Consider the following 16,004-nt stretch of genomic DNA (forward strand, 5'->3'; position numbering starts at 1 on the left):
GTCGCCTGTCAGAGAGCGGAGCGACCAATTCCGACCTCTCACGAGGGCGATCGCAGGATGCCGAGCTCCATCGCCCTCGTGACCGCGCGTGTGCGATCCGCGACGTCGAGTTTCGCGTAGGCCTTGAGCAGATGGGTCTTGATCGTCGCCTCGCCGAGGTGGAGACGAGCGCCGATTTCGCGGTTGCTCAGCCCCTGCGCGACGTGGGAGAGCACTTCGACCTCTCGAGGGGTCAGCGTCGGCGCGTCGGGCGCCCGCCCCGCCTGCGCCACCAGCACCCGGGCGACACTCGGCGCGAGAGCGACCTCGCCGGTTGCGACCGCGCGGATACCGGCGAGCAGCTCCGCTTCGGGGGCGGCTTTCAACAGGTATCCGCTTGCACCCGCGGCGATCGCACGCATGATGACGTCGTCGCTCTCATAGGTCGTCAAGACGATGACACGCGTCGCGGGTGCGCTCTCGCGCAGCATCGCGGTCGCCTCGTCGCCGTCGCGGCGCGGCATCCGCATGTCCATCAGCACCACATCGGGACATTCCTTCTCGACGAGGGCCACGACCTCCACCCCGTCGGATGCCGCTCCGACGACGTCGATGCCGTCGGCGGCGTCCAACATGCCGACGAGCCCGGCGCGCACGATCGGGTGGTCGTCCGCGACGACGACGCGGATCACGAGCGCCCCGCCGTCACCGGAACCCCGGCCCGCACGCTCGCCGCCCCGGGGGTGCCGTCGACCTCGAGCGACCCGCCGAGGGCGCTCAGGCGTGCTCGCAACCCCTCGATGCCGAAGCCGTGCGCGCGTGCGGCGGTGTCGAAACCGACGCCGTCGTCGCGCACGGTGACCTCCACGACGCCGCGCCGCTCGGCGAGAGTCACTTCGACGCGACGGGCACCGGAGTGCCGTCTCGCGTTCGACAGGCACTCCTGCGCGCACCGCAGGAGCGCCACCTCCGCCTCGCGATCGAGGGGCGGCACGGCGGAGGTCACGAGCTCGACGTCGAGACCCGTCTCGCGGACGGCCCGCGCGACCACCGTGCGCAATGCTTCGGTCAGTCCGCCGACCCCGACCGAGGCGGGGGCTCCCCCGGCGACCAGCTCTCGGGTCTCGGCGAGCGCTGCCCGGGCGGCCTCCTCGACGAGCTCGAGGGTCGACGGCGACAAGGCTCCCTCGACCAGCTCGCGCCGGGCGCGCTGCGCGAGCATGACCGTCCCGGCGAGGCTCTGCGCGATCGTGTCGTGCATCTCGGCGGCGAGGCGCTCGCGCTCGGCCGTCGCGCCGGCGTCGTGATGCAGAGAGGCGAGTTCGCTCTGCGCTGCCGTCAATTCGGCGACGAGGACGTCGCGTTCGGAGCCGTACCGCGAGATGCCGCTGATCCAGAGACCCAGCACGACGGCGGAAACGAAAGACGCGCCCTGCACGAAGGCCATGACCGCCCACGATCCTCCGCCCGTCCAAGGCAGCAGCGCGGCGAAGATCGACGCGGCGGAGACGAAGCACGCGACCACTGCTATCCGGGTCGACGCGGCCAGCGTCCACAGCAGCGGGAAGACCCAGAACTGCAGCATCGCCAGCCATGGCACGAGGAAGGTCAGCAGGGCGACCGCGAGCACCGTGACCACCATGGTGACCACCTCGAGCGCGCCCATCGTCCCCGCCTCGCGTCGGAGGAGACGGGGCAGCACGAGAAGGATCAACACGGTGTACGCCCCGAGAAGCGTCAGCGCCGCGATGGCAGACGCCCACGGGATGCCGGCGACGATCGCCGACGCGACGACGATGCCGGCGCCCAGGATTCCCGCCGCGAGGAAGGCGACGATCCACCCTCGCGTCGTGGGGAGTCCGGCATCCGCCCCCTCCGAGGCGGCGACGGGGGCGGCGGTGAGTTGCGACATCACGCGTCCTTTCGAATCCACCGGAACGTCAGCCGCACGAGCGCGAGCCCGAGCACCAGCCACAGGCCCGTCACCAGCAGAATCAGCGGGTGATCCCACGAGCCCGACGGCTCGCCCGCCGCGAACCCCTCGGGCAGGAACACCGAGCGGAAGCCCTGCGCGAGCCACTTCAGCGGGAAGACGCTCGCGACGTTCTGCAGCCACTCGGGGAGGGCGGCGAAGTTGATGTAGACGCCCGAGATGAACTGCAGCAGCAGCACGATCGGAATGACGACGCCCGTGGCGCTGCGGCCGGTGCGGGGTAGCGCCGACAGGCCGATGCCCAGGATCGCGCAGGTGGTGACGCCCAGCAGGAACACCCACGCGAAGGTCAACCAGCGCTCCGGGTCGGTCGGCAGCGGCACGCCGAAGAACACCGCGGCCACCACGATCAGCAGTGCCGACTGCAGGAAGCCGGTCACCAGCACCTGCCCGAGCTTGCCGATGAAGTACGACACCGGGCTGAGCGGGGTTCCGCCGAGGCGCTTGAGGGTGCCGTCGCTGCGCTCCATCGCGATGTCGATCGACATGTTCTGCAGGCCCGACAGCAGCACGCCCGCGGCGAGCATCGCGGGGAGGTAGAACTGCGCGGCATCCACCTCGTCTCCGGGCGGACCGAAGGTCTGCGCGTCGAAGGCGACGGCGAAGATCAGCAGGATCATCACGGGGAACAGGAAGGTGAAGAACACCGAGTCGCCCTGGCGGAAGTACGAGCGCACCTCGAAAGCGATGCGCGCGGCACCCAGCCGCAGCACGCGGCTCACGCGAGGCCTCCCGCCGCGGCCGTGCGGCGCGCTTCGTCGCCGAGGAACGAGAGGTAGACGTCTTCGAGACTCGGGCGCACGACCTCGAGCCGCTCGGGTTCGCCGAGGCGGGCGTAGAGCTGGGCGACCAGGGCTCCGGGGTCCTGCGTACGTTGCTCGCGGGTCTCGCCGCCCTCGCGCCACCGCACGAGCGGCACGCGCGCGTCGGGTCCCCCGAGTTCGTCGATTCGACCGACGGATGCCATCTGCCCGCCCACGATGATCGCCGCGCGTTCCGCGAGTTCGGCTGCCTCGTCGAGGTAGTGGGTGGTCAGCAGGATCGTGGTGCCCTCGCGCTGCAGGTCGCGGATGAGATTCCAGAACTGCCGCCTGACCTCGGGGTCGAAGCCGGTCGTGGGCTCGTCGAGGAATAGCAGCTCGGGTCGGCCGACGATACCGAGGGCGACGTCGACGCGACGCCGCTGCCCGCCCGAGAGCTTGCGCACCGAGACCTTGGCCTTCTCGGTCAGACCGACCGACGCGATGACCTCGTCGACGTCGCGCGGCCGCGGGTAGAACGAGGCGAAGTGCGCCAGCAGCTCGCGCACGCTCGCGGTGGGTGCCTCGCCGGTGTTCTGCAGCACGATGCCGAGCCGCGCCTTCCAGTCGAGGCCACCGCGGTGCGGGTCGACGCCGAGCACGCGCACGTCTCCGCTCGTGCGGTCGCGGTAGCCCTCGAGGATCTCGATGACCGTGCTCTTGCCCGCGCCGTTCGGCCCGAGCAGCGCGAACGTCTCACCCCGGCGGATGTCGAACGACACCCCACGCAGCGCTTCGAGACCGCCCTTGTAGGTCTTGCGGAGGTTCTCGACCTCGACGACGTTCTCGCTCATGCCCTCAGTCTGACGGGGCGGGACCGCCACGGGAACGACGAGCCGGTGGAGTCGGCATCCACCGATCGGTGGGCGCGCAGAGACTCCTCAGCCGACCGGCGTGACGGCCGCGGCTGCCTCGTCTTCTTCGGTCGCCACGAGCTGGCCGCACGCTCCGTCGATCTCCTTGCCGCGGGTGTCGCGGAGGGTCGTCGGGATGCCGGCGTCGTTCAGGCGTCGCACGAACTCGTTCTGCACGGGCACCTCCGATGCCGTCCAGATCGAGCCCGGCGTCGGGTTCAGCGGGATCGGGTTGACGTGCACCCAGCCTCGGCCGCGGGCGTTAAGCTTCTCGGCCAGCAGATCGGCACGCCAGGCGTGGTCGTTCATGTCTTTGATCAGGGCGTATTCGATCGAGACGCGGCGCCCGGTCTTGTCGAAGTAGGCGCGCGCGGCATCCAGTGCCTCGTCGACCTTCCAGCGGGAGTTCACCGGGATGAGCTCGTCGCGCAGGTGGTCGTCGGGGGCGTGCAGCGAGAGGGCGAAGGTGACCGGGATGTCCTCGTCGGCGAGCTTCTTGATCGCGGGCACGAGTCCGACGGTCGACACGGTGATGCCGCGGGCGCTCATGCCGAGGCCGTGGTCCTTGTCGACCATCACGCGCACGGCCTGCATCACGCGCGCGTAGTTGGCGAGAGGCTCGCCCATGCCCATGAACACGATGTTCGACACGCGATCGAGCGAGTGGTCGTCGCGCTTCTTTCCGCCCAGGCCGCCGGCGGCGATGAGGGCGTTGGCGCGCACGATCTGCTCGATGATCTCGCCCGCCGACATGTTGCGGGTGAGGCCCGCCTGACCGGTGGCGCAGAACGGGCAGTTCATGCCGCAGCCGGCCTGGCTCGACACGCACAGCGTGATGCGGCCGGGGTAGCGCATGAGCACCGACTCGACGAGGGCGCCGTCGTGCAGCTTCCAGAGGAACTTGATCGTGTCGCCGCGATCGGTCTCGAGTCGCCGCACCTCGGTGAGCAGCGGCGGCAGCATTCCGGCGACGAGTTCTTCGCGACCGGATGCCGGGAGGTCGGTCATGTCGGCGGCATCCGACGTGTAGTGCGTGAAGTAGTGCTTCTCGAGCTGCTTCGCGCGGAAGCCCGGGAGGCCGAGCTCTTTCAGCTTGGCGACGCGCTCGTCCTGTGTGAGGTCGGCGAGGTGCACGGGCGGCTTGCCGCGCTTGGGGCTGGCGAACTGCAGCAGCGGACGACCGGTCTCGTCTTTGGCCTGCTGCCAGCCTTCGGTTTTGGGGCGCACCTGGCGGATGCCGGTGTCGGCCGGGGCACCCGCGGGGCGCACCTGCCGAGGCGTCGTGGTGCGCACGGTGGGCTGTTCGGTCATGGTTTCCAGGGTACCGGGCGCATCTGCGCCGCGGCTGGGCGCGTGTTCCGCTCTCGGGGGGCACGTGAGGGGCCGGGATGCCGGGCGGCGTGGGGTACACCCGGTCCGGCCCCTCACGCGATCGGGTCAGGCGGCGTCGAGGTCCTGCTCGAGCAACGCCTGGAGCTCGTCGGCGACACGGTCGGCCTCGGGCCCGTCGACCTCGAGGGCCACCTCGTCGCCCGTCTTCACGCCCAGCTGCAGCAGCGCGAGGATACTGCGGGCGTCGACGGAGGCGTCGCCGGCGGCGAGGGTGACGGTGTGCTTCGAGGCCGCGGCCGCGCGGGCGAGGGTCGCGGCGGGACGGGAGTGCAGGCCGGAGGACGAGCCGAAGACGGCGGTGCGCTGTGCCATGGGAGACCTTTCGGGGAGTTCAGCTCGACTGGGCGCGAGCGATGTGGAGGGCGAGGTAGCCCACCTCCTCGTCGGAGATGGCCACCTCGTGCTCCTTCAGGACGAACGCGCGGATGCGTTCGGCCGTCGCGACGGCCCGCGGGTGCTTGGCCGTCATGGTCGCGAAGAGCAGGTCTTCGTCGTGACCGGCGAGGCGGTCGCTGAACAACCGCTCCGCGAAGAACTGCAGGTGCGTGAGGAACCGACGGGTGTGGAGGTCGTCGGCATCCAGGGTCACTCCCCCGGCGTGCGTGACGATCGTGGTGATGTCGGACACGAGCCCGACCACCCGCATCGAGTCGACGGCAGGGCGTCCCACCTCCGAGTTGACGAGGTGGAAGGCGATGTTGGCGGCCTCTTCATCGGGAAGCGACACCCCCGTGCGCTCGCGGAGCAGCCCGAGCGCGCGCAGGCCCACCTCGTGTTCACGGGGGTAGACCGTGCGCACCTCCCACGCGAGGCGGTTGGTGACCTGCAGGCCCCGCCGCTGGCGCTCCACCGCGAAGTGCAGGTGATCGGTGAGCGTGAGGTAGATGTGGGCGTCGAGTTCGATGCCCGCTTTCTCGGCATCCATCACGATCGCCCTCGTGAGTTCGACGAAGCCGCCGGGGATCTGGGCGAGCAACTCGACCAGGTTCCGCTGATCGGCGTCGTCGAGCGCGACGAACACCCGGTCCGTCGACCCGGGGGCGACGGTGTCGCCCGGACGCGCGGCGAAACCGATGCCCTTGCCCAACAGCACGCGCTCCACGCCGCGCTCGTCTTCGACGAGCACGACGCTGGAGTTCAGCACCTTCTTGATGATCTGCATGGGTGTCTCCGTCGACCCCGGCGGACGCGCAGCGAGTGCGGTCGTCACGCCAGGTCGGCCCCGTTCGAGGCGATGACCTTCTGGTACCAGAAGAACGAGTCCTTGCGACGTCGTTCGCCCGTGCCGTTGCCGAGGTCGTCCTGGTCGACGTGGATGAAACCGTACCTCTTCGAGATCTGCGACGACGAGGCGCTGATGATGTCGATCGGCGCCCAGCTCGTGTAGCCGCGCAGCTCCACGCCCTCGTCGACGGCGCGGATCATCTCCGCGAAGTGCGACCGGAAGTAGTCGATGCGGTACGGGTCGTGGATGCGGCCGTCTTCCGTGAGCTCATCGCGCATGCCGAGACCGTTCTCGACGATGAACAGCGGCTTGCCGTACCGGTCGTAGAGGTCGATGAGAGAGATGCGCAGGCCCACCGGGTCGATCTGCCACCCCCACTCGCTCGACGGCAGGAACGGGTTCTTCACGCCGAGCACCGTGTTGCCGGGGGTGCGCTCGGCATCCGGACGCACCGACTCCGTGAGCGTCATGTAGTACGAGAACGAGATGTAGTCGACCGGGTGATCGCGCAGCAGCTCGACATCGCCTTCGGCGAAGGGGATCGTGATGCCCTTGGACTCGAGGGCCTTCAGCGCCAGCCGCGGGTACGCCCCTCCGGCCTGCACGTCGGTGCACAGGTAGAGGAGACGCTCCTTGGCCTGGGTCGCCGCGACGTCGTCGGGGTGGCAGGTGTTCGGGTAGGTGGTGAGCATCGTGAGCATGCACCCCATCTCCGACGCGGGCCACATCTCGTGGAGCATCTTCGTCACCGACGCGGATGCCACGAACTGGTGGTGCAGTGCCGTGTAACAGGCCTGCTCCAGCGAGCCCTCGACGGTCTCGTCGATGATGCCGCCCGAGGTGAAGGGGTGACGGATGATCCCGTCGATCTCGTTGAACGACAGCCAGAGGTCGACGAGGTGTCCGAAGCGCTCGAAGCACGTGCGCGAGAACCGCTCGAACAGCGCGATCGTGCCACGGTCGACCCACGCGTTGCTCTTCAGCGCCAGAGCGAGCGGCGGGTCGTAGTGCGACAGGGTCACCAGCGGGCGGATGCCGAGACGGCGCATCTCGGTGAAGAGGTCGAGGTAGAACGCGATGCCCTCCTCGTTCGGCTCGAGCTCCTCGCCGGTCGGGTACAGCCGCGACCAGGCGATCGACAACCGCAGCACCGAGAAGCCCATCTCGGCGAACAACGCCAGGTCTTCGCGGTAGCGGTGGTAGAAGTCGATCCCGCGACGCTTCGGGTAGAAGGCGATGTCGTCGTCGGCCATCGCGGCGGCGATGCTCTCCAGCGTGTGCTGGTGGTGCACCGCGTACTCACGCGGGTCGACGTTCGGGCGGTACTTCGCGACGTCCGAGACCGCGGGACCGCGGCCCCCTTCGTTCCACGCGCCCTCGGCCTGGTTGGCGGCGAGCGCGCCGCCCCAGAGGAATCCGTCAGGCAATCCCATTCGCGGTCTCCTTCGCGTCGGTCGACAGCAGAGCGGCGCCCGCGGCGACGCGTCCGGTGACGAGGGGGGCGACGTCGTACGCGTCGCCGTTGAGCACGACGACGGGCGTCGTGATGTCGAGTCCTGCGGCTTCGATGGCCGCCAGGTCGGCGGTCAGCACGTGCTGTCCGGCTTCGACGCGGTCGCCCTGGGCGACGTGCGCGGTGAAGGGCGCACCCTCGAGGCGGACGGTGTCGAGGCCCACGTGCACGAGCACTTCGAGTCCGTCGTCACCCAGGATGCCGAGCGCATGGCGCGAGGGCAGCAGGCTCGACACCGTGCCGCTGATGGGCGCGCGCACCTCGCCGTCGGTGGGGCGGATCGCGACGCCGGGCCCGAGGATGCCCCCCGAGAACACGGGGTCGTCGACCTCGGCGAGGGCGATGACCTCGCCCGTCATGGGGGCGACGATCCCGCCCGCGACGGGCTCCCCGACAGGGGTCGACGTGCCCGCCTGCTGTTCGAGCAGACGCACGGTGGCCGAGTCGGAGTCCTTCCAGATGACCAGCGAGACGATGAACGAGGTGACCATGGCGACGAGCGCGCCGATCACCGCGTGCAGCAGGTTCCAGGGGTTGGCCATGTCGATGAACATCGAGATGGATGCCGCACCCGGGCTGACCAGCGCGAAGGCCGAGATGGCCGCGATGCCGAGGTACGACCCACCCACGAACGCGCCGATGACGACCGAGATGACCGCGCGACGGTTCTGCAGCGTCACGCCGTACAGGGCCGGTTCGGTGATGCCGAAGAAGGCCGAGATGCCCGAGGAGATCGCGGTGCCGCGGAGGGTCTTGTTCTTCGTACGCACGGCGATCGCGAGGCTGGAGCCGGCCTCGGCGAGGTTGTGGGCGAGAGAGGCGACGAGGTAGAAGCTCTCCTTGCCCGCGGAGGCCATGGTGGCCACCGTCGGCGGGATGAACGCCTTGTGCATGCCGACCGAGACGATGAACGGAAGGGCGGCGGCCATCAGCGCGACGGCGATCCATCCGAGGGTGCCGTACAGCCACAGCATCGCGCCCGTCAGGAGGGTCCCGAGGAAGAAGCCGAGCGGGCCGAGCAGGAAGATCGTGGCGGGCGCCACCACGACGAAGCAGATCAGCGGCACGAGGAACGTGCTGATCACGCTGGGGCTGATGCGGCGAGCGCCGCGTTCGACGACCGCGAGCAGCAGCACCGCGAGGATCGGGGGGAAGACCTGCGCGCTGTAGGCGATCGCGGGCACCGTCAGGCCGAACAGCGCGACGCCGCCCTCCTGGGTGAGAAGGCCGGCGAAGGTCGGGAACACCAGCAGGCCGACGATGCCGAGCGCGAGCGGGATGTTCGTGTCGAGCTTCTTCGCCGCGGTGTAGGTCACCAGCAACGGCAGGAAGAAGAACACCGCGTCGGGGATCGCGGTGAGCACCTGATAGGTCTGATCGGTCGTCTGCAGCCATCCGAGCGCGACGGCGAGGATGAGGAACGACTTGAAGATTCCCGCACCGGCGACGGCGGGGATGATCGGGGTGAAGACGCCGACGACGAAGTCCATGAACACCGACCCGGCGCGCTTGAGCGTCAACTTCGGCTTCGCGGCATCGACTCGCGCTTCGGCGCGGGTGCCGCCACCGGTGCGCAGCTTCTCGATCTCGCGGAAGTAGTTCGCCACTCCCGATCCGACGATCACCTGGGTCTGCGTCCCCAGCACCACGCCGATGACGCCGGGCGTGGCCTTGAGGGCGGCCTCATCGGCCTGCGTGTCGTCGGCGAGCGTGAAGCGGAGGCGGGTCGAGCAGTGGTGGAGCGAGGCCACGTTGACCGCTCCGCCGACGTGCTCGAGGATCGCGCGGGCGCTGTCCTGAGTGGTCATCGAAGTCCTTCCTTGGATCGAAGGACACGCGTCGCGACGTCGACTCCGAAGTCGCCCGGGCAACAAAAAAGGACCCGAAGGCGGTGCTCTCGCACTGCGTTCGGATCCTGCCTGCATGACCAGTCACATGTCCGTCGGCGACTCTACACGACGATCGGCGGATGCCGAATCGGGGAGCTGAGCGCGGGTTCTCGTCGCGTACCGTGGCGGTGTCGTCCGCGCTCTCGAGCTCGACGGCGACTGCTCTCGACGTGGCATCCGCGCCGATCCCCCGACCTGGTCCGCGCCTCGGCGCCGATCGCTGTGGAGTGCACATGACCCGCATCGCCTTCCTCGACGTGGACGGCACGATCCTCGAGCACGGCTCGGTGATCGCCCCCTCGACGGTGGCCGCGGTGCGCCGGGCGCGCGAGAACGGACACCTCGTGTGGCTGTGCACGGGACGCTCGGCCGGCGACATCCATCCCGACGTGCTCGCCATCGGATTCGACGGCGCGATCACGAACGGGGGTGCCTACGCGACGCGTGGCGAGGAACCCCACGACGGTGCGCTGATCGTGGATCACCCGATGCCCCGAGCCGACGTCGAAGCGGTCGAGCGGTACTTCGAGGCCCACGGCATCCACTACTTCTTGCAGACCCACGGGGGCGTATATGCCAGCCCCGGCATGGGACCGGTGATGAGCGCGTACCGCCGCGAGCGGCACGAGAAGCGCGCCGCCGAGCTCGAGGCGCAGGGCCTGCCTCCCGAGCAGCCGCTCTGGCGCGAGCCGCGTCCGGTGTCGGAGGTCGATCGCGACGCCGTCGCCAAGGCCGTGTTCGTCAGCCCGTCCACCGACACCGTGACCCACGCGGCGGCCGAACTCGGCGACGGCTTCCACGTCATCCCCGGGTCGATCCCCTTGCCGGGAGGCTCGAACGGCGAGATCGGTCAGGCCGGGGTCACCAAGGGCTCCGCGATCACCGAGGTGCTCGCCCTGCTCGACATCGATGCGGCGGATGCCATCGGCATCGGCGACAGCTGGAACGACGTCGAGATGTTCGAGGTCGTCGGCACGCCCGTCGCGATGGGCAACGCCGTGCCCGAGCTGCAGCAGCTGGCGGGCCGGGTGACCACCGCGGTGCTCGACGACGGCGTGCACAACGCGTTCGCGGAGCTCGGCCTGCTCTGACCCGGGGTGGCCAGTGAACGCGATGTGAGCAGGAGCTCGATTAGGGGCTTCTAAGTCTGACTCGGCGATGCGCTTCTAAAATCCCCGGTCGCTCAGAGATTGAGCCTGCCCTTCAAGGTACTACTCCACATCTGAACCACTTCGTGATCCTGCGCCTTGAGTAACCTGACATGGGCTAGCCGATTGCGCACAGGGATGAGCTGTTCTTGAAGCTTCCTCCAGATAGCTGACTCGACCCCCAACTGATCAAACTTATTGCCCCGAATTATGTCGACAAGTTCGCCAAGGGTGAGCCACTCGAGAGGGTCGCGCAGGTCCCCGACCGTCTTAGCCGCGGCACTGGAGTCGAGCTGTGCGCGCCGTAGGACTTCGGCGTTCAAGCCACCGAGGCAGTTGGAGCGCCAAGCGTCAGAGAATTTGTCGATCGCAGCAGTCCGAACAGCAGCGCGCAACAAACGTTCTATCAGCCATAGACCCGACACCACGTCCGCGAGCCGGTCCGAAGGGGAAACTGAATGACTGATGTGCTCCGATAGCGCTTCCTTCAGTAGCGAGGTCGACCGCCCAGTCGTGAGGCGAGGTACGCCTGACGAGTCGAGTTTGACCAATCCCGCGCCGCGTAGACCTTCCACCTCACGCGCGGAAAGAAACTGTAGGCCATCCGCGCTTCTGGGATCGACCTCGAAAATGGCATGATCCAGTGCGGTAACGAGACCCTCACCCATTTCTGCCAGCGCTCCGGTCAACATCGCTGCCGTCAACGGACCGCCGAACGAGACTGCCGGCAGGGGCCATCCGGCCGGCGGCGGATCTCCGTCAGCAACCTCCAACTCCTCTCGATCCAGTGGGCTAGAGATGGCGAGCGCCGCATCCTCAAGGACGGAACTTCCGGGCACTGACCGGAAGGCCAAACGCGGGGCCCGTGATACCAGGCAGACCATACGACCGTCGTCTAGTGCCGCCAACGCCGATTCTCGCACCTCGCCCAGAATGTTCTCGTGGGAGGTCGCGCACCGATCTAGATCCGTAATTACCAGAGAAGACTCGGAGGGTAGGTCACTCCAGGCATTCCGATCGTCGATGGATACGTGAACACCCGGCAGGCCATCCAGGATTGCTTCCCTCATGGGCTCAAATAGGCTTCCCATCTGCACGAAAACTAGTCGGTGGCGCCTCATACTCGTGGAGATTGCCGCCGACCTCGTAGCAGAAGCGGCGGCGAGCTTCGAAGTCACAGGAGGCTCAAGACTGTGGCACCTTGATACGAATTACCATCCTTCTCGACGAGGCCGAGACTCATCAGATGACGCAGTTCCATCGGCTGCTCATTAGCGATCTCGCCGAAATCGGATGGGGAATCCAACAATAGATCCAGCATGACGGCTTCGAGGGGGTAGTAGCGCCGAACGTGACTAATCATCTCGTTGATATTCCCCGCAACAGTCCGTTTCCAGTCGTCCAGGTCGCGCAGAACATCAGCTCGAGCGATCCGCCGCTGGAAGACATCGACGGGGAGCTTCTGCACCACCGACGATGCGAGACTGCGATACAGGAACGCATGCCCGCCCGTCGCCTCGAAAAATGTGGCTAGCGCGGGCTCGTCAATGTTTATGCCCATCCTCGCCCCGACAGACGTGGCTAGCTCGTCAGCCTCGGCCCTATCGAACGGAGCCAGGAAGTGTGTTTTGGCCCACGAAAATAGCGGGTTCGGCCGCCCGAATAGACGTCCATTCTCAACGATCGCACTTGTTAGGCCGGAAAGCACGAAAGTGAAGTTTTCGTTTTCCTGGACCAGGCTCCTTAATGCCCCCAAGAACTGGGATACCGATGTCATATCCCCTTCACTGATGTCGATGCGGTCCGAAGGGGTGAGATATTCAATTTCATCGAGAAGTAGAACAAGCGTCACGCTTTCCTTGGCGAGTGAACGCAGCACTGCCTGCATGGCCCGCCGGAAATCTGAAGCGTCCGCGTCTGATGCGAGCTGCCCCAGGGGTCGACTCTTGAGACCGCGGCGCTGCAGAATCTCAAGCAAATCCGCGCGCAAGTCTTTGATCAGACTGGGTATGGGATCAGTAGGAGGTGAGGGCAAGCTCTCAAGATCACGCAAGATAACAAGGCGGTTTTCATTGCCAACGTCGTCCGCGAGCTGGGTTAGCACACTGGTCTTACCCGCCTTTCTCAGCCCGAAAAGGCCGGCAACCCTCTGGTTCTGGACGTCGTCTCGCAGCGCCTGCATGAGTTGACGCCTACCGAAGAAGCGGTCACCCCGGACGGGTGTCGACTCGTAGAACAGGTCACGAGCGTAGATATAGTCACGCAAGAGTGCAACCAGACTAACTGGGTCCGTCGCATCGGCGCTGGTCAGCGGTATAGCTAAAAACCCGCCAGTCGACCAATCGTCGAGCTTCTGTCGCGCCCTCGGATCAGGGGTCCAGACAAATATGACGTCCGGAGTCACGTCTCGGTGGAGCTTTTTGATGGCATCCTTAGCCGCTTTGAGTTCTCGAATTTGCAGATCCGGATACGGACTATAGAAAAACATGACTTCTCGCGTCAGGCCGAACGCGGCTTCAATCGCTCCACTGAACCGCACAAGCGAGATGCGACAATTATGCAATCCACTCACAGTGCATTTTTGTGCATGCACCATCTGAGACCCTAGCTCCCCAAGGGTCTTCCGATGCTGCCGAACGATCGGAAACCGATCTTCAAGTTCGTAGATGTGCTTCTGAAGCTGATCATTCAGCGGCGCAGTAATCGCGCCTGCGCGCCATCCACTATGTGCACTCAAATCTTTGCCCCCATGCTTGCGAGATCGCAACGCGCGCCCCAGCAGAAACAATGTAACCCACTAAAAGCACTTCTCAATCTCAGTCCAGGAAGATGTCGGGGTACATCGCTTCGTCGGGGGTGCCCGGCACCGCCGCGTACCCCGAGAAGTCCGTCACTCCGGCGGCCTGCAGCACGTCTTCGACGATCAGCGTCTGCCCGGTCCGCTCGCGCGCGGGCGCGATGAGCACCTCGTACGCGGCATCCGCATAGATCTCCGGCGTGCGCGAGACGGCCATGAGCCGGTCGCCGCCGATGACGTTCTGCACGGCGGCGGTCGCGATGGTCGTGCGCGGCCAGAGCGTGTTGGCGGCGATGCCGGCCTCGGCGAACTCGGCCGCGAGCCCGAGCGTGGCCATCGTCATGCCGAACTTGGCGAGGCTGTAGCCGGTGTGTGCGCCGAGCCACTTCGGCGTGACGTTCAGCGGCGGCGAGAGCGACAGGATGTGCGGGTTCGCGGCGTCCTTCAGCTGGGGCACCGCGGCGCGCGAGAGCAGGAAGGTGCCGCGCACGTTGACGTCCTGCATGAGGTCGTACTTCTTCGTCGCGAGCTCGATCGAGCCCGACAGGTCGATGACGCTGGCGTTGTTGACGACGATGTCGATGCCGCCGAACTCGCCGACCGTGCGCATCACGGCCTCGGTGATCGAGGCCTCGTCACGCACGTCACCGACGATCGGCAGCGCCTGCCCGCCGGCCGCGCGGATCTCGTCCGCGGCGGTGTGCACCGTGCCGGGGAGCTTCGGGTGCGGGGTGTCGGTCTTGGCCAGCATCGCGATGTTCGCGCCGTCGCGGGCCGCGCGCAGCGCGATCGCGAGGCCGATGCCGCGGCTGCCGCCCGACATGAGGATGGTCTTTCCTGAAAGCGTCACGAGCGTTGTCCTTTCGCGGAGGCGGCGGCGAACGCGGCGACCCGCGCCCGCGCTTCGGCCGTTTCGAAGGCTGCGCCGATGGTGGCGGCTTCGTCGTCGAGGTTCTCGGCGAACGTGCGACCCGCGCCCGCGCGCACGAGGCGCGTCGCCTGCCCGAACGCGGCGCTCGCGCCGTCGAGCCAGAAGCGGGCGACCTCGTTCACGCGCGACACCAGATCTGCGGATGCCGCGACCTCGGCCACCAGACCCCAGTCCAGGGCTTCTGCGGCGGTGAGCATGCGGTCCTGCAGCAGCAGCTGCAGCGCGCGACGCTGGCCGATCGCGGCGGGCAGCAGCGTCGAGACGCCCAGGTCGGGGGTGAGCCCGATGTTCGCGTACCGGCTGACGAAGCGGGCGTTCTCGCTCGCGACGACGTAGTCGGCGGTGAGCATGAGCCCGAGCCCTCCGCCGGCGACGGCGCCCTGCACGGCGGCGACCATCGGCAGGGGCGCCTCCGCGAACGTACGGATGCCGTCGTGGATCGCGTGCGCCGTCTCGGTGACGTCGCTGCCCGCAGCCCCGGTCGTCGACATCGCCACGACATCGCCGCCCGCGCAGAACGCGGGCCCGTTGGCATCCAGGATCACCGCCCGCACCGAGGTGTCGGTGGTGACCTCGATCGCGACCTCGCGCCAGCGGCGGGCCATCGGGAAGTCCATCGCGTTCAGCGATGCGGGCCTGTCGAAGGTGACGCGCGCGAGCCCGTCCTCGACGTGGAGCAGAATGCCGTCGGTCATTTCGGTGCCATTCTGATCGCGCCGTCGAGGCGGATGGTCTCACCGTTGAGGTAGCCGTTGTCGACGATCGCGAGCACGAGGCGCGCGTATTCGTCGGGGGCGCCGAGGCGCGAGGGGTAGGGCACCTGCTGGCCGAGCGAGTCCTGCGCCGCCTGCGGGAGGCCCTTGAGCATCGGCGTCTCCATGATGCCGGGGGCGATGGTGACGACGCGGATGCCGTGGCGGGCGAGCTCCCGCGCCACGGGGAGCGTCATCGCGTGCACGCCGCCCTTGCTCGCGGAGTACGCGGGCTGACCGATCTGCCCGTCGAAGGCCGCGACGCTCGCGGTGTTCACGATGACCCCGCGGTCACCGCCCTCGGCGGGGTCGGTCTTCGCCATGACGGCGGAGGTCTGGGCGATGACGTTGTAGGTGCCGAGGAGGTTGACGCGCACGACGCGTTCGAAGTCGGCGAGCGACGAGGGGTTTCCGTCGCGGTCGAGCACCTTCGCGGGCGGCGCGATGCCGGCGCAGTTCACGACCACCCGCAGGGGCCCCGCGTCGGCGGCGAGGGCGGCGGCCGCGGCCATCTGCTCGGCATCCGTCACGTCGGCGGCGGCGAACGATCCGCCCAGGTCCTCGGCAATCGAGGCCCCCGACGACGAGGGCAGATCGACGATCGTGACGCGGGCTCCCGCGGCGGCCAATCGTCGTGCCGTGGCCAGGCCCAGGCCCGAGGCGCCGCCGGTGACGAGGGCGGAGGCTCCTTCGATGTCCATGCGTTCTCCTTCGAAAGCTGAAACCGAGTT

15 protein-coding genes are annotated in these 16,004 nt (G+C 67.7%); 1 reads left to right on the forward strand and 14 read right to left on the reverse strand.

Going from position 1 to position 16,004, the window contains the following annotated elements:
- Positions 1–38: 38 nt before the first annotated feature.
- The 9 genes from RWH43_RS12735 to RWH43_RS12775 form a co-directional block, all read right to left on the reverse strand.
- Positions 39–671: a response regulator transcription factor gene (locus RWH43_RS12735; RefSeq protein ID WP_230705324.1), complete on the reverse strand. Its 633-nt coding sequence runs from the start codon at positions 669–671 to the stop codon at positions 39–41.
- Positions 668–1,891 (reverse strand): sensor histidine kinase, encoded by a 1,224-nt coding sequence (locus RWH43_RS12740; protein WP_316001670.1) that lies wholly within the window; start codon positions 1,889–1,891, stop codon positions 668–670. Before RWH43_RS12740 ends, RWH43_RS12735 begins: the two co-directional genes overlap by 4 nt.
- Complete coding sequence (locus RWH43_RS12745) at positions 1,891–2,694, reverse strand: ABC transporter permease (protein ID WP_230705326.1); 804 nt, start codon at positions 2,692–2,694, stop codon at positions 1,891–1,893. The genes RWH43_RS12740 and RWH43_RS12745 overlap by 1 nt, the downstream gene beginning before the upstream one ends.
- The gene (locus tag RWH43_RS12750; RefSeq protein WP_316001671.1) at positions 2,691–3,566 is read right to left on the reverse strand and encodes an ABC transporter ATP-binding protein; all 876 of its coding nucleotides are present in this window, start codon (positions 3,564–3,566) and stop codon (positions 2,691–2,693) included. Before RWH43_RS12750 ends, RWH43_RS12745 begins: the two co-directional genes overlap by 4 nt.
- A gap of 87 nt (positions 3,567–3,653) precedes the next feature.
- Positions 3,654–4,937 (reverse strand): dual-specificity RNA methyltransferase RlmN, encoded by a 1,284-nt coding sequence (rlmN, locus tag RWH43_RS12755; protein ID WP_316001672.1) that lies wholly within the window; start codon positions 4,935–4,937, stop codon positions 3,654–3,656.
- 126 nt (positions 4,938–5,063) lie between these two features.
- Positions 5,064–5,330: an HPr family phosphocarrier protein gene (locus RWH43_RS12760; RefSeq protein WP_144834394.1), complete on the reverse strand. Its 267-nt coding sequence runs from the start codon at positions 5,328–5,330 to the stop codon at positions 5,064–5,066.
- A 19-nt stretch (positions 5,331–5,349) separates the two neighbouring features.
- On the reverse strand, positions 5,350–6,180 hold the full coding sequence (locus RWH43_RS12765) for a PRD domain-containing protein (RefSeq protein ID WP_144834393.1): 831 nt from the start codon (positions 6,178–6,180) through the stop codon (positions 5,350–5,352).
- A 44-nt stretch (positions 6,181–6,224) separates the two neighbouring features.
- On the reverse strand, positions 6,225–7,676 hold the full coding sequence (locus tag RWH43_RS12770) for a glycoside hydrolase family 1 protein (protein WP_144834391.1): 1,452 nt from the start codon (positions 7,674–7,676) through the stop codon (positions 6,225–6,227).
- Entirely contained in the window at positions 7,663–9,564 is a 1,902-nt protein-coding gene (locus RWH43_RS12775; protein WP_316001673.1) for a beta-glucoside-specific PTS transporter subunit IIABC, read from the reverse strand. The genes RWH43_RS12770 and RWH43_RS12775 overlap by 14 nt, the downstream gene beginning before the upstream one ends.
- 314 nt (positions 9,565–9,878) lie before the next feature.
- On the opposite strand from RWH43_RS12775, the gene RWH43_RS12780 reads away from it, so the two are divergent.
- Positions 9,879–10,736: a Cof-type HAD-IIB family hydrolase gene (locus RWH43_RS12780; protein WP_316001674.1), complete on the forward strand. Its 858-nt coding sequence runs from the start codon at positions 9,879–9,881 to the stop codon at positions 10,734–10,736.
- 92 nt (positions 10,737–10,828) lie between these two features.
- Here RWH43_RS12780 and RWH43_RS12785 read toward each other — a convergent pair whose 3' ends face one another.
- The 5 genes from RWH43_RS12785 to RWH43_RS12805 all read right to left on the reverse strand — a co-directional run bounded on the left by RWH43_RS12785 (position 10,829) and on the right by RWH43_RS12805 (position 15,974).
- The gene (locus tag RWH43_RS12785) at positions 10,829–11,863 is read right to left on the reverse strand and encodes a hypothetical protein (RefSeq protein ID WP_316001675.1); all 1,035 of its coding nucleotides are present in this window, start codon (positions 11,861–11,863) and stop codon (positions 10,829–10,831) included.
- Between the two features lie 104 nt (positions 11,864–11,967).
- Entirely contained in the window at positions 11,968–13,389 is a 1,422-nt protein-coding gene (locus RWH43_RS12790; RefSeq protein ID WP_316001676.1) for an AAA family ATPase, read from the reverse strand.
- A gap of 220 nt (positions 13,390–13,609) precedes the next feature.
- Positions 13,610–14,440, reverse strand: a complete 831-nt coding sequence (locus RWH43_RS12795) for an SDR family oxidoreductase (RefSeq protein WP_316001677.1) — start codon at positions 14,438–14,440, stop codon at positions 13,610–13,612.
- Entirely contained in the window at positions 14,437–15,216 is a 780-nt protein-coding gene (locus tag RWH43_RS12800; RefSeq protein WP_316001678.1) for an enoyl-CoA hydratase/isomerase family protein, read from the reverse strand. The genes RWH43_RS12795 and RWH43_RS12800 overlap by 4 nt, the downstream gene beginning before the upstream one ends.
- Positions 15,213–15,974: an SDR family NAD(P)-dependent oxidoreductase gene (locus RWH43_RS12805; protein ID WP_316001679.1), complete on the reverse strand. Its 762-nt coding sequence runs from the start codon at positions 15,972–15,974 to the stop codon at positions 15,213–15,215. The genes RWH43_RS12800 and RWH43_RS12805 overlap by 4 nt, the downstream gene beginning before the upstream one ends.
- Positions 15,975–16,004: the final 30 nt, after the last annotated feature.

This window comes from Microbacterium algihabitans (genome assembly GCF_032464975.1).
GTDB lineage: Bacteria > Actinomycetota > Actinomycetes > Actinomycetales > Microbacteriaceae > Microbacterium > Microbacterium algihabitans.